The following is a 25,788-nucleotide window of genomic DNA, read 5'->3' as shown; positions in this document are numbered from 1 at the left end:
CTGTACAAGCAAAATAAAGGTGATTTCCAATGTATCGTCTTTCATTTTTAATAGTCCTTATGATTAGTCCTATCTCTCGAATTCAGCTTTGCGCTTTTGAAAAAACTGATAAAAAAACTGCACATTTTCAAGCTCAGTCCATTCCGATGTTTTTAATGCAGGGAGATCAAGATTATAAATTTTCGCCTGCAGCGTTCCAAGCATAAACGGAGAATGTGTTGCAATAATAAATTGACAGTTACAGTAGCGAGCAAGCTCATTAATTTCCTCCGCAAGCAGCAGCTGATTATGAGGCGACAAGGAAGTCTCAGGCTCATCGAGCAGGTACAAGCTGTTCGGCACTAGCAGCTGCTCAAAAAGCTGCATTGAGGTTTCGCCATTAGAGTATTTTTCCTGTGCAAACTTTGTGATCTCCATCTGCTTATAGAACGCTGCTGATTGCTCATGCTGTGCTAATTGCTCCTTATCGAGTCCCCGCATCGCTTGCTCGTGCAGCATGCTCTCACGCAGGACAGACGATTGCTGGATTTTTTTAATCTCATACAGAATATCCTCTGATTTAATATATTGACTGCTGTGTGGCAGCTGCGTAAGTGCTCGGTCTTGTTCATCCTCGCCTAGGCTATATGAGCAAAAGCTTAGAAATGGCTCTGCATATTGATTGTATCCATTGCTAAGCATGCTTTCATTCCCCTTCACGCCCAGCTTACTGGCAATAACATTTAATAGCGTTGACTTGCCAGAGCCATTGTTGCCATACAGCACTGTAATCCGATCAAAAAGCAGCACCTCGCCCGCCATATGCTTAAATACATGATCAGGATAGGCATTAGGATTACGGTCTATAAAGGGGGACAGCTTAAAGCTTTTTATATAAATCATCGTCGTACACTCCTTAATACTTGTTGCTATCGTAAGTGTAGCATGAATAGACAACACACTGAATTAAACGTTTAATTGTTGTGAGCAATGATTATTTAAGCCTTACTTTAAGCATCAACCAAAGCATTAACTTAAAAGGGCAAGCATTGGATGTTGCGCTCCAATGCTTGCCCACTTGTTCCCCGTATCCTGTTGCTTTCAAACATCGCCAGATTAGTTCATACATGTAAGTTACAAGCCCACTGTAAAGAGATATTTTCTAACGAGCTTGTTTAATTTTCCACTTGCGCATCTCATGCTACGGTTGCTTCGTGATCCACTGTTTGCTCATGTTGCTTTTCATCCTTACTTGAGAACAGCACATTCAATACAACCGCTGTAATCGACCCTGTCACAATTCCGTTCTCTAGCAGCATTCTAGCAAAGCTTGGAAGCTGGCTAAACATCTCAGGAAGTACTGCTGATCCTAGTCCTATCGCAATACTGCATGCAACAATCATTAGATTGTTTCCTTTTTGCAAATTCGTTTCGGACAGAATGGAAATACCTGATACGGCAACCGAGCCAAACATTACGATCATTGCACCGCCTAGCACAGCGTTAGGAATAACCGTTGTAATGGCTGCTAGCTTTGGCAATAGCCCTAACACCACCATAATGATCCCCGCTGCAAAAATAACATCTCTTGATTTCACACGTGAAATCGCAAGCAATCCAACATTTTGCGAAAAGGCAGTGTAGGGGAATGCATTGAAGATGCCGCCAAGTGTAATTGCAATCCCCTCGGAACGCAATCCATTTACAATTTGCTTCTGTTCTACCTTCTGATCAATCGTTTTGCCTACCGCCAAGTATACGCCCGTTGATTCAACCATGCTGACGATATTTACGATAACCATCGTTAATATCGCGGTAATGCTAAGCTGTGGCATACCGAAGTAGAAAGGCTGTACGACGTTCACCCATTTGGCATCAGCAACCGATGAGAAATCAACCATGCCGAAAAAGTAAGCAATGATTGTACCTGCAGCAAGGCCAATCAATACAGAAACCGAGCGAATAAAGCCTTTCGCAAAGCGATTAATGATCAATATAATAACGAATGTAATAAGAGCCAGTAATAAATGGTGAGGTGCTCCAAAGTCCGCGCTGCCGTCACCTCCGCCGACATTTTTCATGCCAACTGGGATTAACGATAATCCAATAATCGTAACAACCGTTCCCGTTACAAGCTTAGGGAAAAACTTAAGGAGCTTACCATATAACGGAGCTGCAAGTACGACGAATATCCCCGAAATAATAATCGCTCCATAAGCTGTAGCCAGGTTTGAGGTCGATGCAATCGCTATAATCGGCCCTACCGCAGTAAAGGTACAGCCTAAGATGACCGGCAAGCGACTGCCAAAGTATTTCGTATTCATGACCTGTAAAATTGTCGCAATTCCACAGGTAAACAGATCAGCTGCAATAAGATATGCCATCTGGGCCGGCGTAAGATTAAGCGCTCCTCCGACAATTAGCGGAACAATAACCGCTCCAGCATACATAGCAAGAACGTGCTGAAACCCAAGTGCAAACTGTTTACTCCGCATGATCGTTCACTTCTCCTAGCACGGTCTCGTCATCACCAGGAACGAAGTGAATTTCTCCGGGCGCCATCGCTGAAATTTTTGCTAATGAGTATACGTTAACGCCTTTTTGTTCTAGCAGCTCGCGCCCTTCCTGGAAGCATTTTTCAATAACACAGCCCACACCTGCAAGTGTTGCTCCCGCTTCCTTTACAATATCAACAAGTCCGATTAATGCAGCACCCGTTGCTAAAAAGTCATCAACAATTAGCACATGATCATCTGCTCCAAGATACGCCTGTGATACACTCACTTGGTACGTTTCTTGCTTAGTGAATGAATGCACAGCTGCTGTATATACACTTTCCTGCAGCGTCACAGCCTTTTTCTTTTTGGCATATACAAACGGTACATTAAACGCCATTGCTGTTGCCATGGCAAACTGAATACCACTCGCTTCAATTGTCAAAACCTTTGTAATTTTTTTTTGCTCAAATATACGATGGAATTGCTTGCCGATTTCTAAAGCTAGTGATGTATCAACTTGGTGATTAAGGAAGGAATCTACCTTCAATACTGTGTCTGATAATATATTGCCTTCTGTACGAATTTTGTCCTCAAGCAGCTTCATGGTTGTCCTCTACCTCTCCTTTAAAATAAAACAGACTTCACTTAAGAGTTTTTGCTCATAAGTGAAGTCTGTCATCTTGGTAATCTACGTTGCATAGCGATATCATCGTTCTATCATTGCCTGCACTAAATAAACCTATTTGATCATCATTCACTCATAGTTGGTCGATTACAGTGGTCGCCAGTAGAGACTTATGGGCCATATTCCCAAAATTATATGAGTTTACATTGTGTTATCCTACAACATCTTGCACAATGTTTCAACACCAATTTTTTGGATAAAAATGCTTACTCTCACAGCAAAAGCATTGACGCGCTAGCATACTCTGTTACAGCGACTAGCTAGATTGTACGAATCGATATGCGTTAACTTGTCATACTATAACTAAACCAGTAAAATAGGAAAATGTGCATCATAGAACTAATCATAAAATGAATGGGTGTTTGACAGATGAACGAATGGTTAAGAAAAAAGAAGGTACACGATTTCTTTCAACAAAAAGGGAGTGTACAGCTTGAACGCACGTTAAGCGGATTTGATTTAATTCTACTTGGTGTTGGTGCAATCGTAGGTACTGGTATTTTCATATTACCGGGAACGGTAGCAGCTGTGCATGCAGGCCCTGCTATCGTTTTTTCATTTATAATCGCTGCAATCGTATGTGCTTTTGCTGGATTATGCTACTCAGAGTTTGCGAGCGCCGTTCCAGTTACTGGGAGCGCCTACTCCTACAGCTATGTTATATTCGGTGAAGTATTTGCTTGGCTAGTTGGCTGGGTGCTCATCCTTGAATACGGCTTGGCAGTCGCTTCTGTCGCGACAGGTTGGTCATCGTACTTAATGTCATTGCTTGAAGGTTTTCAGCTGCATATACCTACGGCGTTATCAGGACCGTTCAATCCCGCTGAAGGAACATATATTAATCTACCAGCCATCGCGATTATTATGGCTGTAGCATTTTTGCTAACCTTGGGTGTTAGAGAATCCACTAGAATAAACACCATCATGGTATTTATCAAGGTAGGAGTCATTGTATTATTTCTAGTCGTAGGCATTTTTTATGTAAAGCCAGACAACTGGCAGCCATTTATGCCTTATGGAGTAAGTGGGGTGCTAAGCGGTGCGGCACTTGTCTTTTTCGCATTTCTCGGCTTTGATAGTGTCTCTAATGCAGCGGAGGAAGTGAAGAATCCGAAGCGAAATTTGCCGATTGGTATTATTGGCTCATTGTTTATTTGCACATTGCTGTATGTTTCGGTATCACTTGTACTTACTGGCATTGCACCGTACACTCAGCTTAACGTAAGTGATCCAGTTAGCTTTGTTATTGCACTTGTTGGTCAGGATTGGATCTCTGGACTAATTGCACTTGGTGCGGTTGTCGGTATGATGACTGTCATACTCGTTATGTCCTATGGTGGATCAAGATTGCTATATGCTCTTAGTCGTGACGGATTGCTACCTAAAAGCATGAGCAGCATTCATCCAAAGTATAAAACACCAATAAAAAACACATGGATATTCGCTGTAGCTGTTTCACTCTGTGCAGGCTTCGTTCCTCTTGCCAAGCTTGCAGAGCTGGTTAATATGGGGACACTAATCGCTTTTTCCATCGTTTCAATCGGTGTTATATTTTTAAGGAACAATAAAAGTATACAGCCAGGTGGCTTCAAGGTTCCGTTCTATCCTGTGCTGCCTATCGTTTCATTCCTGCTTTGCGTATTTTTAATGAGCCAGCTTGCTTACTATACGTGGATCGCATGTGTTATTTGGCTATTGTTCGGGTTAGCGATCTATATCATCTATGGAAGAAAGCATAGCATCATGAATGACTAAGTATTTGACGATTAAAAAGGGTGTTTCAAACGGCAAGATACTCTTCCGTTTGAAACACCCTTTGCTATGACGTGACGGTCTATTCTACTTTAAACTTGGACGCAGCTTCATCAAGCTTTATTGTCAACGAATTAATCGTTTCGACCATTCCTGCGAGCTGTTGGACCATTGCAGACTGTTCCTGCATCGTAGCATTCAGCTCCTCTACCGAAGCAGATACCTCTTCCCCAGTCGCTGATAGGCTCTGAGCAGAGTCCATAACCTCATCTTTATCTTTATTCATATTCACAACTCGACTAGCAATCGCTAGAATCTCATCAGAGATATGTGAAACATTGTTGAAAATTTGCATAAAAGCGTTCTTCGTATCTTCTACATATTGCTCCTGCTGTTGAGTAACGGAACGAATCTCCATCACGCTTGTATTGTTCTCTGCCACGTAAGTCAAGTTCTGCTGAATAATCTCGTTAATCTCTTTTGATTGCTTCGCACTTTGTTCAGCTAGCTTACGGATTTCTTGGGCAACAACAGCAAAGCCACTACCATGCTCTCCCGCTCTTGCCGCTTCAATAGAAGCATTTAATGCTAGAAGATTCGTTTGATCGGAAATTTCAGCTATTGCACCTGTAATTTGACCAATGCTGCTCGAGCTTTCCTGCAATTTTTTCGTAATATCCGAGATTTTTTGTACCTCTTGCTCATTTTGTTCCTTGATCGCAATGAGATTATTAATGACCGATTGGCTGTTGTGGAAAACCTCAACTATTTTTTCAGCCTCTACTTTGATTAAATTCGTTTGTTCACGTAATGAATCGAAGCTGTCACCAAATCCATGGAATTTGTCTACAATTTGCTCGGTATCATCAGCTTGTGATTCCATCGCTCTTGCGATTTCAGAGCCAGAGGCAGTTGTTTCTGAGATCGAAACTGCCGTTTGCTTCGATGAGCTATCTAGCTCACCTGTACTTTTTTTGAGCACGTCGATCGATTGGTTGATGCTCGTTATGAGCAGCTTATTATTGGCGGACATAATATTGAAGCTATCAGCAAGATCCTTCATCTCACTTCTGTACTTACCTTCAGCACTTACGGTGAGGTCTCCATCAGCCATTTTTCTAAATAGCTTCGTTAAGCTAATAATCGGATTAGTAATGCCTACAGAGATTAAAATTCCAAATAAGATGGCTAAAATCATCGCAACGATAGAAATGATAATAAGCTGCTGAGACATTTGTTGCACTGGCTTATTAATGTCACTATATGTTTTCGAGACACTTACTAAGAAATCTGCATCAGGAATTTTGGTAAAGCTGATATAGCTATCTCCTAGATCAATCTCACCTGTGATTGATGTTCCTTGTGCCCGCTCGCTAAGGAACTCGTCCATTCCATCCAACTCAAGTGTAGTGCCGACAACAGATGGATCGACATTACTATACATAATAATGCCTGAACGACTGAACACCGTTACGTCACCTTGAATGTCTAAACTGTCTAATTTATCTACAAAAAACGATGCATTGATGGTTGCACTGAACACACCTAATACTTGGGCATTATCATTTAGAATAGGTTCAGTAAACGGAATAACGAGCTCTCCAGTGCTTCTCGAAAGTAGCGCATCACTCACAAATGGCTTCCCTTTTAACGCTTCTTGAAAGTACTCTCTATCGGATCGATCTCCCTGCAAGTCCCCCTCATTAGAGGAAGCAACAATAACTCCATTCTTATCTATAACTTGGTACGCTTGGACACCAACTACTTTAGCCAAGCTTGTTTTTAGCAGACGATTAGATACTTGTATCGCTTGATGATCTTTAGAGAAAAATTCTTCATCCGACATGTCCCCAGAGTTTCTAAGGATTAGCAGATCTTTAAAAGAATCATGATTAGATGCCAATGCGACACCTTGTTTTTCTGATAGTACGGCTGAGAATAAGCTTTCTCCGATTAAGCTACCACTGGTAACCAACGTTTCCTTGCTTTGGTCCATAAGCAGCTTTGAGTTAATCTGGTAAATGACAATCGTCGTTACGGCAAACATCACTGCAACTAACACTGAGATGTAAAGCGGGAGTTTTACTTTTAAAGACAGGTCCTTCTTAAAAATTTGCCTTAGATGTTTTTTCATGCTGTTTTTCCACTCCTGTATTTTGTTTTTTTGCAGCTAACTGAGTGCCAATTTAATGACTTTATAGGAAGTTTTTCCAACCAATTTCACATTATATAGCATCGAGTTTCGCATAGTCAACGATTATTTTGTCGACTGTTAGTGTAAAAGGTCGAATTATATAATATATCGACTTTATGCGTTAGGAATTATAGAGTAGAACGCAGAAATTATATAAAAAAAGAGGGCTCTGGTAAAAAATGGTTTCGAGCATACGTAAAAAAACCGAACGAATGAGCGAAATCTCAACGAAACTTCTCTCATTCGTTCGGCATACTTAAAAAGTTGTTAAATCCACCACGAAACATCAATATCGTGGTGGATTATTTTATTGTTCGTTCACCCTCGTGTCGTAACACTATGGCCAAAGGGCATAGAACATATCTATTCTTTAATACGAAATTGGTTTGGAGTAACTCCCTCAAACTTCTTAAACATTTTAATAAAATAGCTCGTCGATTGAATTCCTATCTGCTCACAGATGTCATCCAGGCTAAGCTCAGTGTCCCGCAATAGCATTTTCGCTTTTTCAATACGCAGCGTGCTTAAAAAATCTGTAAAGGAGTTGCCTGTCTCTTCTTTAAACAGCACACTAAAGTAGCTTGCATTCAGATGCACATGGCTCGAAACCTCTTTAATCGTAAAGGCCTCCGCGATATGCTGCTCCATAAAGTCTATAGCCTCCTGAATGTAGGAGTTGCTGCTTATATATCGATGGTCAGCCTTTTTTACTGAGTGTAGCACCCGTTCAACAGAAGCAATTAGCTGTTCTTGATGGATTGGCTTCACTAAGTAATCTATTGCTCCGAGCTTAATTCCTTGCTGTGCATATTCAAATTCTGCAAAGCCAGTCAGCAGAATCGTATCAATTCGGTTGTTATCGTTGCGCAGTGCTTCAAGTAGCTGTAAACCATCCATCTTAGGCATACGAATGTCTGTAATAAGCAAATCATAGGCATGTCTGCCAATAAGCTCAAACGCTTCCTCACCATGATTAGCAGTATCGATATGAAGCTTCTCCTTATATTGCTGCCTTAGTGTAGTTGATACCCCAACTCTAGAATGCTTTTCATCGTCCGTTACTAATATTCGAAAGGTCATCGCGCAGCCTCCTGTGTTGTACTCAGCGTAAGCGGAATTTCTAATGTAATGCTTGTCCCAATCTGTTCCTTGCTCTCGATATGCAGGCCGAAGCTCTCACCATAATGCAGCTTTAATAAGCGATGAATCGTATATAAACCGATCCCTCGATTGGAATGCTGCACGGTTACTTCATTGCTTTGCTGAAGCTTCTGCCGCAGCATCTCAAGCTGCTTGGCCGTCATGCCAATCCCATTGTCCTTCACCTGAATAACACAGCGATCTCTATGTCTGTAAAGATGAACGCGAACTACGCCGCCATCTGGCATCGGCTCGATGCCATGTACAATTGCATTTTCAACGAGCGGCTGTATTAATAGCTTCGGTATCTTTACAGTAAGCAGTTCTTCTTCTCGATCGATATGCATCGTTAGTCGTTCCTGCCATCTGAGCTTCATTAGATTGGTATAGCGCTCCACTTGCTCCAGCTCCTGCTTAATTGAAACAAAGCCATCTCCATGATGTTGCTGTATGCTATAGCGGAACAAATCTGCAAGCTGAACGACGATATGCGCCAGCTCCTTCTCTCCTTTTTCGATATGATCCCAATAAATCGCATCAAGCGTGTTAAACAAAAAATGCGGATTAATTTGTGAATGCAGCGCTCGAATTTCACTGCGGCTTTTGAGAAGCTCCTTTTCATAGACAGATTTAATTAAGTAATCAATCTGCTTCACCATCTGATTGTAGGTAATGTTTAACTGATTAACTTCCTTGTTGTAGTAATCAATAGGATTGTCCCTTGGCGCACCATGCTTGCTGCCCTGCATTACGCGAATCAAGCTCTTTACTGGAGAAGAGATCACATGAGCCAAATAGTAAGACATAATTGCCACGAGTCCGATACTTATAAGCAGAAGCAATAGCAATAGGTTTCGCAGCCAGTATACATCGGACAATACCAGCTTCTTTTGAACCATCATTTGCAGCACCCAGCTTGTCCCTTTTATTGAGCGCTCAAAGCTATAATACTCTGACAGCTTCCCTTCCAGCTCACCTGTCGATTGCAATACTTCATCCTGTTGAAGAAGTCGCATGACCGCCCCTTGATCCTGCTCTCTGTTGGACGTTGCCAGTTGAATAAAGGATGGCTTCACTTTAATAACGAGATATCCACCATTAGCATAGTTCAGCTTCTCTAGCTTAATTTGTCTAACTGCGAGCAAAAATTGTTCTTGCTCTCGATCCTTACCAGCCCAGATTAATGCGCCTGCTTGATCGATTCGATCAGCTTCCCGGATGACGTGCTGATTTACTCTAGTTTGTATCGTTTCATCAATCAGTGGATAAATAGCTCTCTGACCACTGTAAAGTTCAATTTCCTCTATCGTATCTGAATACGCTGTCATATCAAGTAACAGCTTCCTCAGCTTCATTCGTTCCTCATAAGTAGCTAATTCCCCTTGATACTCGCTCATAAGAATGCTCTGCATTCTTTCATCCATTGCCATTTGCAAGGTTAATACATTAATTTCATTCATTAGTGATTCTAATCGTCCGCCTGCTTGCTCGGCAATTTCCTCAATATATAGCATCGCGCTATCCTTCGTCTCTTTTGATAAGAACGTATAAATAAAGGAGAACATAACGGTGAGAATCAGCATCATTGTAGCAACAAAACCAATTAATATTTGTCCTCTTGTTGTGTCTAGACCTAATCTCTTACCGAGCTGCTTCATCTTCCTCTTCCCCTCAAGTCATTACATATAAGCAGAAGTCTACTCCCTAGGAGAGTAGACTTCATAATAACGTTATAATCCTATTACGACGATCGATTACATACCAGGATAAATCATAACCTTAATGCTCGTATCCTTTTGTGTGCGAGCCATCTCTACGGCCTGCTGTGTATCCTGCAATGAGAACTTGTGCGTAATGACTTTTTCGATATCAAGCTCACTGCTCGACAAGGCTGCAATAGCGGCCGGGTACGTATTGGCGTAACGGAACAAGCCAAAGATGTCTAATTCTGAATCAATAATGGTATTGATCTCTACTGGAATCTCATCTACAGCCGGCATGCCGACTAGAACGATGCGTCCACCACGCTTCACCGTACGAATAGCATCTCCGATTGCTCGGCCATTCCCAGAAGATTCAACCACTACCGAAATTCCGTGTCCTGCAGTAAGCTCCTCTAGACGTTCCTTCACGTTTTCCTTCGACGGATCAAGCACCGCAGTAGCGCCCATCTCCATCGCCAGCTCTTGACGGAATGGAACCATGTCTGTCGCATAGATCTCCTTCACGCCGTAAAGCTTAGCCGCTTGGATCGCTAATAGACCGATAGGACCTAGCCCCGTAACTAATAAGCGATCAGCCGGTGTGACTCCTGCTCGATTCATCGCATGGATGCCCACAGAAAGCGGCTCAAGCAGTGCACCCTGCTCGTAGCTCATCGTATCTGGCAGCTTAAACAAAAAGTCTGCTCTAACCGAAACATATTCCGCCCATGCCCCATCTACAGGCGGTGTTGCCATGAATACAACATCCGGACAGAGATTGTAACGGCCTGATTTACAATATTCGCATCTGCCGCACGTTACCCCAGGCTCAACCGCAACTCGATCGCCAACTTGTAGATGGTTCACGTCCTCACCGATCGCAACAACCTCTCCAGCTAGCTCATGTCCCAATATAATTGGCTGCTCTACAACATAACGACCGATTCTGCCATGCTCGTAATAATGCACATCTGAGCCGCACACCCCGATACAATAGACTTTAACGAGTGCTTCATCCTTACCAGGTGTAGGAATCGGCACTTGCTTCATCTCCATATCGAGCGGCTTGTTCAGTACTGCAGCTAGCATCGTTTGATTAGACATTAGTCTTCCATCTCCTCGTAGTTAAAATAATCAAAATCAGCATGCTGTCTTGTTCCACCTAAATCCTGTGCACATACCCCTATAAAAGCTCCTGTGAAGCCTTGATCGAGCATAATGCCGTCTTTTTTAAGCTCAGCGTGCTCATCGGATATAATGCTTGCATCTAATACTGGACCTACCTCCAGCCACTGAGTTCCGTCCTCAGAATAGTAGAATTGAAGCTTGTCACGATTGACTACAGCTCTGAGGTACGTATGCTCACCTGTAAGTGCGATAGACTCTGCTAAAGGCTCATCATATGCACCACGATCACTTGAAATAATACCTAGACATTTCCCTTTCTCATCATCCCAGCTAACAAAAAGATAGTAATAGTTTTTCGTATTATAATAATATACTAAGCCAGACATCTGCTGATAGGAAGTAGGTGAATATTCCAATTTTGTTTCTGCTACAATATGAAAGGCTTGCTGTCTTCTAGCAATTAAACTTTGGCGATGCATAGAAGCTAGCGATTCTCTTCCATATAAGCGCAGCCAGCCTTTTCTCTGTGAACGACTTGCCCAGCCTTCAGTAATCGGCTCCCGCAACGAGTTCCAATGCACGCTCCAATCCTCACCGTCAAAATCGTCACGGAAGCTAGTAGCTGCATCAAACGGATGTGGTGCTAGATTTGGTGCAGGGATTTCAATGGCAGGAGTAACCTCTTGATGACTCATACGCAGCCAATGATCCTCCGTCCACTCCACTCGCTGAATGGCAGTTTCTCGTCCTAATATACAATGACCTCGCTCCGTTACCGGTCTTCCACATAGATGTACGATATACCATTCGTTATTCTGTGTCTCCACAAGCGAAGCATGGCCTGCACGTTGAATTGGATGCTCTGGATGATTACGAGACGTAATCAGCGGACCATGAGGTGAGGTTTCATACTTGCCAAGCAGCGTGCGACTGCGCGCGATCGTCTCAGCATGGCCAAGTCTCGTACCGCCTTCGGCTACGAACAAGTAATAGTAATCTCCGTGCTTATAGATATGAGGGCCTTCGGTTAATCCAAGCTCTGTTCCATCGTAAATATGGTGGATGTCTCCAACCAGCTTGCCCTGCTGCTCGTCAAATTGCTGAATAATAATACCGCCGAAAGAATTTTTTCCTTTACGATGATCCCATTTTAGATTAACGACCCATTTCGTACCGTCTTCTTCATGATACATTGAAGGATCGAAGCCGCTGCTGTTAAGATAAATAGGCTCAGACCAAGGACCATGAATGCTCGTTGCCGTTACGACGTAGTTGTGTGTATCCTTGTATGGCCCCATATGTGTTTTAACATCGGTATAAACGAGATAGAATGTCCCCTTGTCATAACTAAGACAAGGAGCCCAGACTCCACCGGAGTCTGGGTTACCGACCATATCAAGCTGACTGGTACGTGTAAGCGGGTGATTAATTAGCTCCCAATGAACTAGATCCTTGGAATGATGAATTTGTACACCAGGAAACCATTCAAAGGTTGAGGTTGCGATATAATAATCGTCACCTACACGAATAATGGATGGGTCGGGATTAAAGCCGCGCAAAATTGGATTTGTAATATTTGCCATTGCAGGCCCCTCCTTAATTTTTCATTTCACTTAGTTGTTCTTCACTCTTGCACGTTTTCCTTCACTTATAACGAAAACGCTTCACTTAATATATATCAATTCATTGGTTATATTATATTATTTTACTTTTGCAAGCTCTTCTACAATATTCGCATCAGCTACACCTACAATAGCGCCGATAGAATTCAAGAATTGATCCGCACGCTTCGCATCTAGAGATTGGTCATAGTAGCTGAAGAAGCCTGCTAGATTCTCACCGATATAGCTGTCATATTTGTAAGCTAGTGGATGCATATTCGCTTCCTCAAGTCCTGCATTTTTCATCGGACTAATATTCGCTCCCTCATTAATCGCTTTACGCTGTACAGGATCTGTTAGGAAACGAATTGCTTTGTACGCAGCCTCTTGATTCGTCTTAGCTGAAATCGCCATTCCCGCACCAAAGCCACCATGATAGACGTTAATGTCTCCTTTACCACCTTCTACTGTTGGGAAAGGTACGAAGTCAAGCTGCTCAGAAATCTCATCCTCAAGGAAGGAATCCATTGCCCATTCACCTTGTAGATACATAGCAGCACGTCCTGTTGTAAATAGGGATTCTGCAGAAGCATAATCAAGACCTAGGAAGCCATTCACAAAGCCCTTATGATCTATAGCTAGCTCACGCAGAAGCTCAGCAGCTTGGACAAAGCTTTCTTCAGTGAAGTCTGTCTCACCGCTTTTTGCTTTTTCAAATGGCTCCGTACCACCGATGCGCTGTGCTAGATAGGAGTACCAGTGAAGCAGAGGCCAACGCTCTTTACCCGCTACGGTTATCGGAATAATGTTATTTGCATTCAATGCATCAACAACTGTAAGCAGTTCATCATAGGTTGTCGGTGGCGTTAAGCCCTGCTCAGCGAAAATTTGCTTATTATACCATAGTGAAACGCCACTGAATAAAACTGGAATGCCGTAGTTGCGCTCATCATAAGTGAAGGTCTCCAGACCACCATTAAGCACATCGTCACGGAATGCTGGATCTTCGTTCAAGTATTCTGTAATTTCACCAAGCATGCCTTGTTGCACGAGTGTATCGAATGTTTCACCGCTCCAGTACGTAATAATATCTGGAACCTGATTACCTGCAATAGCAACCTTCATCTTCGTTTTTAATGCTTCATCCTCGAAAAACTCCGCTTTCAAAACGATGTCTGGGTTTTGAGCATTAAATTCATCAATCGATGCTTCAATAATATCTTTATTGCGTGTTTCCATACTCCACATCGTCAGCTGTGTTACCTCTGATGAAGCACTTCCCTCTGAGCTTGTACCACTAGCAGCTGGCTGATTACTGTTATTCGAGCAAGCCGTCATTAGAACAATGACCAAAGCTAGTAATGAGATCAATCCTTTTTTCATAATAACCTCTCCTTTTTAATCTTGTTGTTTATATTGATGACCCAATCAAGCATTTAACCTTTTACCGCCCCTGCCGTCACTCCTTTTTGGATGTATTTTTGCAGAAACGTATATAAAATGATGATTGGTGCTGTAGTAATCACTAGCGCAGCGCTAATAAGCGAATAGTTGGCACTAAAATTACCCTTGAACATCATTAGCCCAAGCGGTAGTGTTTTCAACGATTCCTTCGAAACCATAACGAGTGGGAATACAAAATCATTCATAATGTTAAAGAAGGATAGAATCGTAACCGTAGCGAGAATAGGCTTCGCTAGCGGAAAATACACGCGGAAGAAGGTTTGATAGATTCCACAGCCGTCCATGACAGCAGCCTCTTCCAGATCCTTAGGAATTGCAGTAAAAAAGTTATACGATAAAAATACAGCGATCGGTAAATTGAACGCGATATACGGGAAGAACAATGACCAAAATGTATCGTAGGTACCCGTTGCATTAGCAATGGTAAACAGTGGAATCAGTGTACTATGAATCGGGATAAGCATTCCTAGAAAAAATGCTCCGAGCAGCAGCTTTGAGCCTCTAAACGGGCGGACTGACAAGTAGTAACCGATTAGCGTTGCAACTAGCAATAAGCCTACGACAGAGAAAAACGTAATATATAAGCTGTTGAACAGATAACTGCTAATGCCTTGATTCCATGCATCAGCGAAGTTGCTAAACTTCCAGACAGAAGGCAATCCCCAGGGATTAGCGAAGTACTCCTTGTTATCCTTAAATGCTGATATCGTCATCCATACAAAGGGATAGCCTGTAATAACTAGCTGTACAAACAATAGCACATATAAAACAATGCGTCCTATGCCTTTCATTCGTGATGACCTCCTATTAACTAAATTTCTTGTTGCCTTGTCCAAGCACAGTAGAAATGATAAAAGCAAGTGCTAGTCCAAACAGCAATAAGAAGGTTGATATCGTGCTGCCATATCCGAAGTCCATCAGTCGGAACGCATTTTTCATCATATAGCTCGCGATGACCTCGCTGGAATTGTTCGGTCCACCGCCAGTCATTATATAAATTAAGTCAAAATACTTCAGTGAGTTAATGACACAGTTCAACACCGTAAAGGTAATCGTTGGCCAAATCAGTGGGATTTGGATGTTGAAAATAATCCGCCACTCACTTGCTCCTTCAACTCGTGCAGCCTCCAGCACCTCATCAGATATCCCCTGCAGCGCGCCGACATACACGATAATATAGAAACCAATATACTGCCATGCAACGACAGCAATGACGGACAGTAATGCGGTAGATTCTTCCCCTAGCCAAGCTCTAGTCCAGCTTTGTAAGCCAAGTGAATTTAGCATTTCATTCAGCAGACCGAAGTTTGGATCGTAGATCTGACTCCATAGGATGCCGAGTACGGCAGTGGACAGCATAACTGGAGTAAAATAGATTGACTTGAAAAAATTTGAGCCTCTTAGCTTATATCCTAAGATAATGGCGAACATAAGCCCTACAGGAAGCTGAATAATTAATGCTCCAATGGTTAGCCATACTGAGTTTTTGAGAGAGATCCATAATACTGGGTCCTTCAGCAAGCGTGAGTAATTATCCATTGATGTAAATATTTTTTGTGATATACCGTCCCATTGAAATAAGCTGTAATACATACTCATAAGGATCGGAATGATAATAATACCGATAAAAATAAGCAGTGCTGGACCCATAAAAAACATTCCGCCCGCGAACCGCTTTAATCCCTTTTCGTGCATGCGTGTATCCTCTCCTGACTGTCTAATCTCTGTAATGTAACCGCTTTTTGTTATTCGCTTTCATTATGATAACAGCGTTTTCATTGCTTGTGATGGAACTGTCATTAGGTAAAATAGCACTTTGATTGGGTGTAAGACATCCTCACCCAGCTTTATTAGAATTACAAAAATACCCTACCGCAAGCCATGCAGTAGGGTATTTTTGTGACGGTTCGCCGTCAGGAGAGCTTATTCAGTTTATAAGTTATTACGACTCGATAGAGCGTACTGGAATCCATATTTCACTGCGATAGTTGGGTTTTGACGTATCCGGACTTTCGTTCCATAGCATCTCAGGTCCACCTGTTAATTCATAGCCAGAGGAAGGGAACCACTGCGCATAGATATTCGCCCATGTGTCCTGAAGAGCCTGCGGAAATGGACCAATCACCTCAAAAACTGCCCATATTGATGCGGCAACGGGCAAAACATCGAATCGATCAGAACGCTCCGTTGTCGTGGCTACTCCGATATATTGATCAAGCTCAGAGCCTTCTATCGTCCGATCTGTAAAATTCGTTGAAACATTAACTATTCCGTTAGGCTCAATATTACTAAGCGCTTTTAATTCGGCGATTACCTCTGGCGTTAATCGGCTATATAGTTCATTCAATTGAGGGTTGACCCCTTCGAACTGCAGCGTAATGGTTTTTTTGTAGCCAACTACATAAAACGGCTCTTTCTCTACAAGACGATAATTCATCTCTTTACCACCTCTTATCGTTAATTGAAAGGATAACGGCGAGACCATTTTTAGCATCGTATTATTCTTTTTAGCATGGGACGGCAGCACACCGTGCAACGCTTGAAACGCTTTGCTAAAGGCTTCAGGTGATTCGTAGCCAAGCTGTAGCGCTAAATCAATGATTTTAATGTCGCTTGACTGTAATAGCTCAGCTGCACGCGACAGCTTTCTACGCCTGATATAATCTGCCAACGACATACCCGCTAAAAATGAAAACATTCTGCGAAAATGATATTCCGAGCAGCCTGCAATGCGTGCCATCTGTCTGTAATCAATGTCATGCAGTAGGTTGCTCTCAATATAGGCTATCGCATCATTGAATTGCCGAAGCATATTCATCGCTAACCGCCTCCTTTCAATAAACATCATACATCGTTGAGGTAGGAACAACTTGATATTTGCGGTGCTGCTTTTCACTGGTATTGGATCAGCGCTTCGCTTAACCTTCTCTACGCTCGAACCTTCCTTCGTCAGGAGGTCGCTTTAGAGATGGTTAGCTTCGCTGGGGCTTTAAAGGCTAGAGAGCGTTTTTTATACATATTTATTAAATGAAATGTGCCAGTGTTATCTTGTTTTTTCCACTTTCTTTAGATTGGTATAACGCCTTATCTGCTTGTTGATATAGCTCCTCGAAGGTAGTGTCGGATTTTTTAGAGTAAGCGATGCCTCCACTGATCGTGATCGTAATTTGCTTCGATTCATTAAGGCGTATCCAATAATTCTTGATCGTATTCCGCAAGCGTTCGGCCACTTCCTGAACTTCTAACTCGCTTCTTCCTTTAATGAATACCGCGAACTCTTCTCCACCAACTCTCCCGATCACACCTTGATTTTGGATTGTATTCCTCAGTATGCTAGAGAATTCAATCAATACCTGATCCCCTGCTAAGTGACCATACTGATCATTCACTTGTTTAAAATCATCGATGTCCAGAAGCAACAGGGTGGATTCCTCGCTCGTGTCATCTAGCTGTTCTTGTACAATTTCGTGAAAATGCCTCCGATTAAATACTCCGGTCAAACCATCTATTGTAGCGCGAAAGTATAGCCTTTCCTCCGTAATTTTAGCTTCTTCCGCTTCCTTAACTTTATGATCCATAGCCCTCATTAATCGGTAAAATACATACACGATAGCTAGAAGACTAGCCATAAATAACAGTAAGACGAAGCCGTGTATTAACATCACTGTAGTAAATTGGTTATAAGCTACTTCCCCTAAGTCTTCTTTACTCACTGTATTGAACTTATGTACAATATAAACCCCGTTTAGGATTAAAACGAGGGAACATACAATGGACATAAACCAACGATCAATATACATGCAGAATAGCGTCACGCAAGGAAAAACAAACGTGAACGTAATATCAGTAGTTGCTGTTAGCAAGGAAGCAACGTACATAATGTAAAATCCACCAAAAGTGACATAACGTACATATCGAGATAATTGATCTTTAACGTAAAATAACGTTCCCGCTATAACTGATCCGAAGCCCATCAACAATATAAAGAGCAAGTAGCCTAATGATCGCGTCCCTTTTTCAAATTCAATAAAAAACCCTGCAGACAGGATAACGACCATTACCCAACTTACGATTACAACGATAAAATTAACAACTCGTACATATTGAAATTCCTTATTTTTTGTCATCTTAGCTGCCCCCTATAGGTGGTTTCAATACTCGTCGTCGCCGGGCTTGCCCCTTATTATATGAAATAATATATTGCAAATAAAGTGTATAATCCTAATCCTGATTAATCCCCAACGCCCACCATCGTCATCAAAGTTGGATGTTTTGAACTACCTTTCCAATAAATATTCAAAAACTCGGCTTTCAGGACCAAGAAGCTTGGACGATACTAGAAAACGAGTAGCGCAGCGTACGTACTTGGTACGTGAGCAACGGAGTTTTCGCTAGCGTTCAAGATTCGCCGCCGATTAAGCCTCAACGCCCAGCATCGTCATCAAAGTCTGATGTTTTGAACTACCTTTCCAATAAATATTCAAAAACTCGGCTTTCAGGACCAAGAAGCTTGGACGATACTAGAAAACGAGTAGCGCAGCGTACGTACTTGGTACGTGAGCAACGTAGTTTTCGGTAGCGTTCAAGATTCGCCGCCGATTAAGCCTCAACGCCCAGCATCGTCATCAAAGTCGTGCTTTTTGAATTTCTATATGCATCATTTGTTCTGCTTCCTGCCATTGCACCGAATACCCCGCCCCCTTAGCGCAGAAGATCGAGGAGGATGTATATTCAGGGTCGGCATCCTTGTTGTAGCCAATCCGCTCAATGACCTCACTAGTATTATGGCATGGAGCATAGTCACCGAAGCTGAGATGGATCTTCCCCTTCCCTTGCGTGAAGGATGCTAGCTCACTTGGATAATCTAATATGGTGGCGACAGGGGCTCTTCCTGTAACGACTGCTCTCTCCCCTTCAGTAATAAGTGGATCTAGCTCGCCATTGGCGCGTTGTATATCTGAGATCACCCGACCAATTTGCTCAGATTGCACGATAATTTTGAATTGGTAATATGGCTCCAGGAGCACATTTTGAGCCTTTTCTAGTCCTTGACGAATCGCACGAAGTGTAGCCTCTCGGAAATCCCCGCCATGTGTATGCTTGTTATGATCGCGCCCACGAAGCAGCGTCACCTTTACATCGGTCAATGGCGAGCCTGTAAGCAAGCCATGATGTTCACGCTCCAGCACATGCTGGCCGACTAATCGCTGCAGCGAATCAGAAAGCTCATCGACATGACAAATCGAAGCATAGCTGACTCCTTCGCCTCGCTTCGCTGGCTCTAATCGCAAATGCACCTCGGCATAATGACGCAGCGGTTCAAAATGACCGTAGCCAATAACCTCTTCCGCAATCGTTTCCTTATATAAAATTTCCGGTGAAGCAAAATGTACTAGCAGTCCAAAACGATCATCCGCGATCTGCTTCAGCACTTCTAGCTGAATCTTCCCCATCACATGCAGCTGTATATCGCCATGCTTCTCCTCCCATTCAACGTGAAGAGAAGGGTCCTCTGCCTCGAGCATGCGAAAATACTTTAGTGCTTCCTTTGGATTAATTTGCTGCTCGAACACGATTTTAGAGCGCAGTGTCGGCTGCAGCTCGTATTCAAAACGCTCAGTTAATTCGCCGATCCCGTCCCCGATACGAGCCTCGGCTAATCCGATCACAGCAACAAGCTCGCCAGCATAGGCTGTCGACACTGCCTCGAACTGCATACCGTTGTATCGACGAATTTGCGTCACTTTATCCTTGAAGTGATCTCCATAGCTTAGCTCATCACGTACCGAAAGCTTGCCACTTAGCAGTTTAACAAAGGTAATGCGTGTACTGTTTTGATCATAGCGAAGCCTGTAGACTCGCCCTGTAAGCGGCAGATCCGCATCATATGCTGTAACAGTCAGTCGATCAAACGCTTTCAGAAACGACTCCACTCCGATATCGTGTAGCGCAGAGCCTGCAAAGCTTGGATATAGGTCACCTGTCATAACGAGCTGCTGCATAACCTCGAGCCAACGTTGCTGCTCAAAGCCATGCTCCATATAGGTGTCAAGCAGCCCCTCATCACGTTCAGCAATCTGTTCAATTAATGTCTCCGACCACTGCAAGCCGCTATCTGCTGCCTCTATGTACACAATATCGTTCGACAGCTCTTGCTGTAATTGCTTCACAACACGATCAACACTAGCTCCTGTGCGGTCGATCTTATTAATGAAAAAGAATGTCGGTATGCGATGCTTACGCAGCAGCTGCCAAACTGTTTCCGTGTGAGCCTCTACACCTTCAACCGCGCTAACAACGATAATGGCTGCGTCAAGGACAGCGATTGCCCGTTCCATTTCGGGTGAAAAATCTACGTGTCCAGGTGTATCGATCAATGTATAGCGGTTATCGTTATATTGAAAATTTGCCTGTTCTGCAAATACGGTTATACCACGCTGCTTCTCGATATCGTGATTATCTAAAAATGAATTTTGATGATCCACTCGTCCTCTTTGTTTAATGCTCTTCGTATAAAATAACAATTGCTCGGAAAAGGTCGTTTTCCCAGCATCCACATGTGCGAGAATTCCTATCGTTTTATTCATCTATAAAGCCGCTCCCTATGTAATATTACGATTAACCCTATTATAACAGGTCACCAAGCAGCATACGTATATATCGCTATCATAACCAAGCATTTTTAATCATCACGTTAGACAATATCACCATACAGTGTGCCATAGGTTAGACAGCTGTGTTATGTTAAAATAATGATATAACTTTGTATTAAAGGAGCTGTAACGTTATGAAATATAGAGCACTTGGCAAAACAGGTTTAAACATTAGTGAAATCAGCTTTGGAACATGGGGCATCGGTGGAGACTGGGGCAAGACCGATGATGCAACTTCTTTAAAGGCTTTACATACTGCAATGGAGCAGGGAGTCAACTTCTTTGATACCGCTGACGTATATGGCGGCGGTCGCAGCGAAGTGCTGCTTGCCGAAGCAACAAAGGGTAAAGAGGATGAGATCTACATTGCGACGAAATTTTGTCGTCAAGGAGATATTCATGACCCTAACAACTATTCTGAAGCAACGGTTCGCGCTTATTGTGAAGCCAGCTTAAAGCGATTGAAGCGTGAGCGTATCGATCTATATCAAATTCACTGTCCGGCTTTTGACATTCTTAAGCAAGGTGAAGTATTCCAAGTATTAGACAAGCTGCAGGCTGAAGGTAAAATTCGCAGCTATGGTGTTAGTGTAGAAAGTGTGGAGGAAGGCCTATTCTGCATGGAACAGCCAAACGTAGCTGCACTGCAAGTAATCTTTAATATTTTCAGACAGAAGGTAGCTAGAGAGCTGCTTCCAGTCGCACTTGAAAAACAGGTCGGCATTCTTGCTCGTGTTCCGTTAGCAAGTGGACTTCTTACTGGCAAATTCAATCAAGGGGCAAGCTTTGATTCCAGCGATCATCGTAACTATAATCGTAATGGTGATGCGTTCAACGTTGGTGAAACCTTTGCAGGTCTTCCATTTGAAAAAGGACAGGAGCTTAGCCGTGAACTAGGCTGGATTGCTGATGGGAAAGGAAATATGACACGTGCAGCGTTGCGCTGGATTCTTGAGCATGAAGCAGTTAGCACGGTTATTCCTGGCTTCAAAAACAGCGAGCAGGTGCTGGACAATTTGGGTGCACTCAACGTTCCATCGTTTACCGAGGAAGAGCTGAAAAAATTAGAAAGCTTCTACGATCAAGAGGTGCATGAGCATATTCGCGGCTCATACTAAGCAAACATCATTGTATTTTGTTATTTTCTTCCCTATATCGGGCATGCTATATCGCGTAGATAATAAATGTGATAGGAGCATCGTCATGAGAAGTGAAGACCAAATCAAAAGTAAAGTGTATGAGCTGAATCAATTGATCCAAAATAGTCAGGATCCACTCCAGCTAGCTACCATAAAGGCTCAAATTGAAATGCTCGAATGGGCTATTCATAATCCTACTGAGCCATACCACATTGAGGATTTAGAGCAGTTAGATAGCTAAAGAGTGTAGCATCTTCAAAACAAACAAAAATAAAGCCCAAGAATGCCGTTAATAAGCATTCTTGGGCTTTTCATAATTAACCCTATGTTATTTCAACAAGTTTTTCGCTTGCTCTACAACATTGCTTACAGAGAAGCCGAAGTATTCAAGCACTTCAGTACCAGGACCAGAAGCACCGAATGTTTCGATTGAGATAATGCTGCCTTCAGGGCCAGCAATACGATCCCAGCCTAGAGAAATTCCCGCTTCAATAACAACGCGGTTTTTCACGCTTGCAGGTAGTACTGACTCACGATATGCTGCATCCTGTGCATTGAACAGCTCACGAGAAGGCATAGCTACGACGCGAACAGACACTTGCTCCGCTTCAAGCTTCGCTTTCGCATCAACTGCTAACCAAACCTCAGAACCTGTCGCAACAAGAATAACATCAGGAGATCCGTTCGTCTCAGTAAGCACGTATCCGCCTTTTGCTACATTATCAATATTCGCTTTTGTCTCTTCGAAGATCGGCAAGTTTTGACGACTTAGAATTAGAGCAACTGGACCATCTGTTTTTTGTAAAGCATAAGCCCATGCGCTTGCTGTTTCATTCGCATCACTTGGACGGAAAACCGTAAGACCTGGAATCGTACGAAGTGCTGCTAGCTGCTCGACTGGCTCATGCGTTGGACCATCTTCACCTACTGCAATCGAATCATGCGTGAATACATACGTTACAGGAAGCTTCTGCAATGCAGCAAGACGGATGGATGGACGCAAGTAGTCACTGAACACGAAGAATGTGCTCACGAAAGGCTTCACGCCGCCGTGCAATGCCATACCGTTGCCTGCTGCTCCCATCGCATGCTCACGCACACCAAAGTATACGTTGCGCCCTGCATAGGACTGAACAGCGAACACAGGCTCACCTGCGATATCTGTCATTGTAGAACCAGATAGATCCGCGCTTCCACCGAAGATAGCAGGTACGGATTTAACAAAATGATTGATCGCTTGACCGCTCGCTACACGCGTAGACATCGCTTTTGAAGCGTCGAATGTCAGAATATCAGAAGCATCAATCGTTACTTTACCGTCGATAACTTGATTGAATTGAGCTGCTAGCTCAGGATATTGAGCAGTGTAGCCTTTTACTAGCTCTACCCACGCTTTTTCCTTCTCAGCACCTTGCTCTTTTAGCTGCTCCATATGTGCCTTCACTTCAGCAGGAACTGTAAATTCTTCATGCTCCCAGCCATATTCAGCCTTAGTAGCAATCGCTTCTTCTTTACCAAGCGGATTACCGTGAGCTTTGCTTGTTCCTTGAACCTTTTTGCTGCCGTAGCCGATAATTGTGCGAATTTCGATAAGAGTTGGCTGATCTGTATTTGCTTTTGCTTCTGCAATAGCTTTCTCGATCGCATCAATATCGTTACCGTCTTCAACACGTAAATACTGCCAGTTCACAGATTCAGTACGTTTTTTAATATCTTCGCTAAAGGATAGATTCAATTCACCATCTAGTGAAATATCGTTGGAATCATATAGAACCACTAGCTTGCCTAGCTTCATATGACCTGCCATAGACATCGCTTCGTACGCGACACCTTCCATCAAGCAGCCATCACCTGCAAGTGCATACGTGTAATGATCAACGACAGGGAATTGCTCCTTGTTGAACGTAGCTGCAAGATGAGCCTCAGCCATAGCCATACCAACAGCCATTGCGATCCCTTGACCAAGCGGACCTGTTGTTGCATCTACGCCATCTGTATGACCGAATTCTGGATGTCCTGGTGTTCTGCTGTTCAGCTTACGGAATTGTTTAACATCATCAATCGTTACTTCATAACCAAATGTGTGAAGCAGGCTGTACAAAAGCGCAGAGCCGTGACCAGCAGACAATACGAAGCGGTCGCGGTTAAACCATTTAGAATGACCTGGGTTGTGGTTCATTTGCTTAGCCCAAAGTGTGTACGCCATCGGCGCTGCTCCCATAGGAAGACCTGGATGACCTGAATTTGCTGCATTAATCGCATCAATAGATAATGTGCGAAGTGTCGTAATAGACAATTGATCAATGGTTTGTGTAGACATATTGCTGTTCTCCTTTTGTTGTTTCTGTATTTTGTTCTGGCTTACGATCCAGCCACCAATGATGACCATTTTTCGCTAACAGCGCTTCTGCTGCTTCCGGACCGTTGGAGCCAGCTGGGTAATAATGTAGTGGTACTGCTTGTTCTGCAAAGGCGTTAAGTATTGGCTGCACCCATTTCCAAGACAACTCAACCTCATCCCAATGCGCAAAGAAGGTCGGATCTCCGTTAAATGCATCGAAAATCAAGCTTTCATACGCCTCAGGTGCTTCATCACCATTGGAGTGGAAATCGATATGAATCGGCTTGAACTGCTCCTTGTTTTGCGGGTCTCTCGTATTAAGCTGGAAGGTGATCCCTTCATTCGGACTAATTTCATAAATGAGTAAGTTTGCATGCTTGCTGTCGTCTTGTGCTTTCGTGCTTGACTTTAACGCTTCTTTAAACTCAATCACAATACGAGTGGATTTCTCACTCATTCGCTTGCCTGTACGGATGTAGAACGGAACACCGCGCCAGAACGGATCGTCAATTTCCAGCTTCGCTGCAATGTACGTATCATTCATTGAGCCTGCTGGAATGCCTGGCTCATCGGTGTAACCTGCAACGAGCTGCCCATTCATTGTACCCGTCTGATATTGAGCGCGTACGACATGCTCGCCCACGTTGTCTTTATGCAGCGGCTCAAGCGCTTCAAGAATTTTCTTTTTCTTGAACCGAACAACGTCAGGTGTACTGTTTTCTGGCAAATGCAGCGTTAGCATCATTAAAATTTGCAGCATATGGTTTTGGAACATGTCGCGAATCGCCCCAACATGATCGTAATAGCCAGCGCGTTCTTCAACGCCAACCGTTTCACTTGCTGTAATTTGCACATTGGATATATAGCGATTTGACCATAACGCTTGTAGGATCGGGTTGCTTTGCTGCAGAATTTCAAGCTTCTGCACCATTGGCTTGCCGAGATAATGGTCAATACGATAAATTTCATGCTCCTCAAATGATTCGCTAAGCTTCGCATTCAATTGCTGTGCTGACAATAGGTCATGACCGAAAGGCTTCTCGATGACTAGTCGCTTCCAGCCCTTCGTATCGCCTAGTCCGCTTGCTTTAATATTGTGAGCGATCGTCTCAAAAAACTCAGGACCAACAGATAGATAGAACATTCGGTTCGGTGTGCCTGGCATCTCTGCTTCATTCTGCTCAACGTGCTGAAGCAGCTTTTTGTAGTCATCCTGATGATCGATATTCAAGGCGCAATAGGAAAAGCTTTGCAGAAAACGTTCAAGCTCCGCATCACTTCCTTGCCGTCTGGAAAAAGTGTGTACTGATTGCTGTACACTCGCTTGATAGATGTCATCTGAGAATGATCGTCTGCCTAGGCCTATGACGCGAAATGCTTGCGGCAGCTTTCCATCAATAAAAAGATTATATAGAGCAGGATAAATTTTGCGCTTTGCTAAATCTCCTGTCGCTCCAAACAATACAAATGTTGTTGCCTCCATTTCACTCTTCCCTTCTAGCAGCTATATG

General features: G+C 43.1%; 19 protein-coding genes and 1 riboswitch. Of the genes, 3 read left to right on the top strand and 16 right to left on the bottom strand.

What is annotated here, in order from left to right:
• Positions 1-69: 69 nt before the first annotated feature.
• The 3 genes from NSQ99_RS21270 to NSQ99_RS21260 form a co-directional block, all read right to left on the bottom strand.
• Entirely contained in the window at positions 70-882 is an 813-nt protein-coding gene (locus NSQ99_RS21270; RefSeq protein ID WP_251668330.1) for an AAA family ATPase, read from the bottom strand.
• Positions 883-1,175: 293 nt separating this feature from the next.
• The gene (locus NSQ99_RS21265; RefSeq protein WP_251668327.1) at positions 1,176-2,474 is read right to left on the bottom strand and encodes a nucleobase:cation symporter-2 family protein; all 1,299 of its coding nucleotides are present in this window, start codon (positions 2,472-2,474) and stop codon (positions 1,176-1,178) included.
• Positions 2,464-3,081 carry a xanthine phosphoribosyltransferase gene (locus NSQ99_RS21260; RefSeq protein ID WP_251668325.1) on the bottom strand — a complete coding sequence of 206 codons (618 nt, stop codon included), beginning with the start codon at positions 3,079-3,081 and terminating at the stop codon, positions 2,464-2,466. The genes NSQ99_RS21265 and NSQ99_RS21260 overlap by 11 nt, the downstream gene beginning before the upstream one ends.
• A gap of 137 nt (positions 3,082-3,218) precedes the next feature.
• A riboswitch (purine riboswitch) is annotated at positions 3,219-3,321 on the bottom strand.
• Positions 3,322-3,531: 210 nt separating this feature from the next.
• Here NSQ99_RS21260 and NSQ99_RS21255 point away from each other — a divergent pair.
• The gene (locus NSQ99_RS21255) at positions 3,532-4,917 is read left to right on the top strand and encodes an amino acid permease (RefSeq protein WP_340839005.1); all 1,386 of its coding nucleotides are present in this window, start codon (positions 3,532-3,534) and stop codon (positions 4,915-4,917) included.
• A 79-nt stretch (positions 4,918-4,996) separates the two neighbouring features.
• Here NSQ99_RS21255 and NSQ99_RS21250 read toward each other — a convergent pair whose 3' ends face one another.
• From NSQ99_RS21250 to NSQ99_RS21200, 11 genes are all read right to left on the bottom strand, one after another.
• A complete protein-coding gene (locus NSQ99_RS21250; protein WP_340839004.1) occupies positions 4,997-7,048 on the bottom strand; it encodes a methyl-accepting chemotaxis protein in 2,052 nt (683 codons plus the stop codon).
• Between the two features lie 423 nt (positions 7,049-7,471).
• Entirely contained in the window at positions 7,472-8,188 is a 717-nt protein-coding gene (locus tag NSQ99_RS21245; RefSeq protein ID WP_251668319.1) for a response regulator transcription factor, read from the bottom strand.
• Positions 8,185-9,906, bottom strand: a complete 1,722-nt coding sequence (locus NSQ99_RS21240) for a sensor histidine kinase (RefSeq protein WP_340839003.1) — start codon at positions 9,904-9,906, stop codon at positions 8,185-8,187. The genes NSQ99_RS21245 and NSQ99_RS21240 overlap by 4 nt, the downstream gene beginning before the upstream one ends.
• A gap of 96 nt (positions 9,907-10,002) precedes the next feature.
• Positions 10,003-11,055, bottom strand: a complete 1,053-nt coding sequence (locus tag NSQ99_RS21235) for an NAD(P)-dependent alcohol dehydrogenase (protein WP_251668316.1) — start codon at positions 11,053-11,055, stop codon at positions 10,003-10,005.
• Complete coding sequence (locus NSQ99_RS21230) at positions 11,055-12,662, bottom strand: glycoside hydrolase family 43 protein (RefSeq protein WP_251668313.1); 1,608 nt, start codon at positions 12,660-12,662, stop codon at positions 11,055-11,057. Before NSQ99_RS21230 ends, NSQ99_RS21235 begins: the two co-directional genes overlap by 1 nt.
• A 117-nt stretch (positions 12,663-12,779) precedes the next feature.
• Positions 12,780-14,063, bottom strand: coding sequence for an ABC transporter substrate-binding protein (locus NSQ99_RS21225; RefSeq protein WP_340839002.1), 1,284 nt, complete (start codon positions 14,061-14,063; stop codon positions 12,780-12,782).
• Positions 14,064-14,116: 53 nt separating this feature from the next.
• The gene (locus NSQ99_RS21220) at positions 14,117-14,935 is read right to left on the bottom strand and encodes a carbohydrate ABC transporter permease (RefSeq protein ID WP_251668309.1); all 819 of its coding nucleotides are present in this window, start codon (positions 14,933-14,935) and stop codon (positions 14,117-14,119) included.
• Between the two features lie 16 nt (positions 14,936-14,951).
• Entirely contained in the window at positions 14,952-15,839 is an 888-nt protein-coding gene (locus tag NSQ99_RS21215; protein ID WP_251668307.1) for a carbohydrate ABC transporter permease, read from the bottom strand.
• A gap of 247 nt (positions 15,840-16,086) precedes the next feature.
• Positions 16,087-16,962 carry an AraC family transcriptional regulator gene (locus NSQ99_RS21210; protein ID WP_340839001.1) on the bottom strand — a complete coding sequence of 292 codons (876 nt, stop codon included), beginning with the start codon at positions 16,960-16,962 and terminating at the stop codon, positions 16,087-16,089.
• A 205-nt stretch (positions 16,963-17,167) separates the two neighbouring features.
• Positions 17,168-18,271, bottom strand: a complete 1,104-nt coding sequence (locus NSQ99_RS21205; RefSeq protein WP_251668303.1) for a GGDEF domain-containing protein — start codon at positions 18,269-18,271, stop codon at positions 17,168-17,170.
• Between the two features lie 498 nt (positions 18,272-18,769).
• Positions 18,770-20,731 (bottom strand): translation factor GTPase family protein, encoded by a 1,962-nt coding sequence (locus NSQ99_RS21200; RefSeq protein ID WP_340839000.1) that lies wholly within the window; start codon positions 20,729-20,731, stop codon positions 18,770-18,772.
• Positions 20,732-20,931: 200 nt separating this feature from the next.
• Here NSQ99_RS21200 and NSQ99_RS21195 point away from each other — a divergent pair, with 200 nt between their 5' ends.
• Both NSQ99_RS21195 and NSQ99_RS21190 read left to right on the top strand, forming a co-directional pair.
• Positions 20,932-21,915: an aldo/keto reductase gene (locus tag NSQ99_RS21195; protein ID WP_340838999.1), complete on the top strand. Its 984-nt coding sequence runs from the start codon at positions 20,932-20,934 to the stop codon at positions 21,913-21,915.
• Positions 21,916-22,000: 85 nt separating this feature from the next.
• Positions 22,001-22,177: a hypothetical protein gene (locus NSQ99_RS21190; protein ID WP_340838998.1), complete on the top strand. Its 177-nt coding sequence runs from the start codon at positions 22,001-22,003 to the stop codon at positions 22,175-22,177.
• A gap of 87 nt (positions 22,178-22,264) precedes the next feature.
• On the opposite strand, the gene tkt is transcribed toward NSQ99_RS21190, so the two are convergent.
• Together tkt and zwf are read right to left on the bottom strand one after the other, a co-directional pair.
• Positions 22,265-24,256, bottom strand: a complete 1,992-nt coding sequence (tkt, locus tag NSQ99_RS21185) for a transketolase (protein ID WP_340838997.1) — start codon at positions 24,254-24,256, stop codon at positions 22,265-22,267.
• Positions 24,237-25,760 carry a glucose-6-phosphate dehydrogenase gene (zwf, locus tag NSQ99_RS21180; protein ID WP_251668293.1) on the bottom strand — a complete coding sequence of 508 codons (1,524 nt, stop codon included), beginning with the start codon at positions 25,758-25,760 and terminating at the stop codon, positions 24,237-24,239. Before zwf ends, tkt begins: the two co-directional genes overlap by 20 nt.
• Positions 25,761-25,788 lie beyond the last annotated feature (28 nt).

It is taken from the genome of Paenibacillus sp. FSL W7-1287, from assembly GCF_038004245.1.
Classification (GTDB): Bacteria; Bacillota; Bacilli; order Paenibacillales; family Paenibacillaceae; genus Pristimantibacillus; species Pristimantibacillus camelliae.
This window is presented reverse-complemented; position numbering and strand designations above follow the sequence as displayed.

What these genes read in the sequence shown, in the direction of transcription:
- NSQ99_RS21225 (WP_340839002.1), bottom strand. Translation starts at nt 14,063, where the DNA reads ATGAAAAAAGGATTGATCTCATTACTAGCTTTGGTCATTGTTCTAATG.
- NSQ99_RS21235 (WP_251668316.1), bottom strand. Translation starts at nt 11,055, where the DNA reads ATGTCTAATCAAACGATGCTAGCTGCAGTACTGAACAAGCCGCTCGAT.
- NSQ99_RS21205 (WP_251668303.1), bottom strand. Translation starts at nt 18,271, where the DNA reads ATGACAAAAAATAAGGAATTTCAATATGTACGAGTTGTTAATTTTATC.
- tkt (WP_340838997.1), bottom strand. Translation starts at nt 24,256, where the DNA reads ATGTCTACACAAACCATTGATCAATTGTCTATTACGACACTTCGCACA.
- NSQ99_RS21230 (WP_251668313.1), bottom strand. Translation starts at nt 12,662, where the DNA reads ATGGCAAATATTACAAATCCAATTTTGCGCGGCTTTAATCCCGACCCA.
- NSQ99_RS21245 (WP_251668319.1), bottom strand. Translation starts at nt 8,188, where the DNA reads ATGACCTTTCGAATATTAGTAACGGACGATGAAAAGCATTCTAGAGTT.
- NSQ99_RS21255 (WP_340839005.1), top strand. Translation starts at nt 3,532, where the DNA reads ATGAACGAATGGTTAAGAAAAAAGAAGGTACACGATTTCTTTCAACAA.
- NSQ99_RS21265 (WP_251668327.1), bottom strand. Translation starts at nt 2,474, where the DNA reads ATGCGGAGTAAACAGTTTGCACTTGGGTTTCAGCACGTTCTTGCTATG.
- NSQ99_RS21250 (WP_340839004.1), bottom strand. Translation starts at nt 7,048, where the DNA reads ATGAAAAAACATCTAAGGCAAATTTTTAAGAAGGACCTGTCTTTAAAA.
- zwf (WP_251668293.1), bottom strand. Translation starts at nt 25,760, where the DNA reads ATGGAGGCAACAACATTTGTATTGTTTGGAGCGACAGGAGATTTAGCA.
- NSQ99_RS21240 (WP_340839003.1), bottom strand. Translation starts at nt 9,906, where the DNA reads ATGAAGCAGCTCGGTAAGAGATTAGGTCTAGACACAACAAGAGGACAA.
- NSQ99_RS21210 (WP_340839001.1), bottom strand. Translation starts at nt 16,962, where the DNA reads ATGAATATGCTTCGGCAATTCAATGATGCGATAGCCTATATTGAGAGC.
- NSQ99_RS21195 (WP_340838999.1), top strand. Translation starts at nt 20,932, where the DNA reads ATGAAATATAGAGCACTTGGCAAAACAGGTTTAAACATTAGTGAAATC.
- NSQ99_RS21220 (WP_251668309.1), bottom strand. Translation starts at nt 14,935, where the DNA reads ATGAAAGGCATAGGACGCATTGTTTTATATGTGCTATTGTTTGTACAG.
- NSQ99_RS21200 (WP_340839000.1), bottom strand. Translation starts at nt 20,731, where the DNA reads ATGAATAAAACGATAGGAATTCTCGCACATGTGGATGCTGGGAAAACG.
- NSQ99_RS21215 (WP_251668307.1), bottom strand. Translation starts at nt 15,839, where the DNA reads ATGCACGAAAAGGGATTAAAGCGGTTCGCGGGCGGAATGTTTTTTATG.
- NSQ99_RS21260 (WP_251668325.1), bottom strand. Translation starts at nt 3,081, where the DNA reads ATGAAGCTGCTTGAGGACAAAATTCGTACAGAAGGCAATATATTATCA.
- NSQ99_RS21190 (WP_340838998.1), top strand. Translation starts at nt 22,001, where the DNA reads ATGAGAAGTGAAGACCAAATCAAAAGTAAAGTGTATGAGCTGAATCAA.
- NSQ99_RS21270 (WP_251668330.1), bottom strand. Translation starts at nt 882, where the DNA reads ATGATTTATATAAAAAGCTTTAAGCTGTCCCCCTTTATAGACCGTAAT.